Genomic DNA, 322 nt, shown 5'->3' with positions numbered 1-322 from the left:
TGCGTTATCGATCTGGTCGAATGCACGAGCAGAACCACCGTAGGTTTTTGCCAGAACGGTAGTGATTGCAGCGGTCAGCGTTGTTTTACCATGGTCAACGTGGCCGATAGTACCGACGTTAACGTGCGGTTTTGTACGTTCAAACTTTTCTTTAGACATCGATTGTCCCTCTAAGACACGGATAAATCGGTGATATCACCACATCAACCAGGCGAAATGCCTGAATTGTTGAATACAGTAAAATTGAAACAGAGAGAAACGGGAAGGAGAAGTGAAGTGGTGCTGATACCCAGAGTCGAACTGGGGACCTCACCCTTACCAA

The 322-nt window shown here is 46.9% G+C and carries 1 protein-coding gene; it reads right to left on the bottom strand.

Annotation, left to right across the window (positions count from 1 at the left end; genetic code table 11):
* Positions 1–159 (bottom strand): GTP-binding protein (locus LDK53_RS22855; protein ID WP_227507214.1); only part of this gene is annotated, 159 nt, incomplete at its 3' end.
* Positions 160–322 lie beyond the last annotated feature (163 nt).

The sequence above is a fragment of the Enterobacter sp. K16B genome (assembly GCF_020216105.1).
Taxonomy (GTDB): domain Bacteria; phylum Pseudomonadota; class Gammaproteobacteria; order Enterobacterales; family Enterobacteriaceae; genus Enterobacter; species Enterobacter sichuanensis.
The sequence above is the reverse complement of the archived record's forward strand: the minus strand, read 5'-3'. Positions and strand labels throughout refer to the sequence as shown.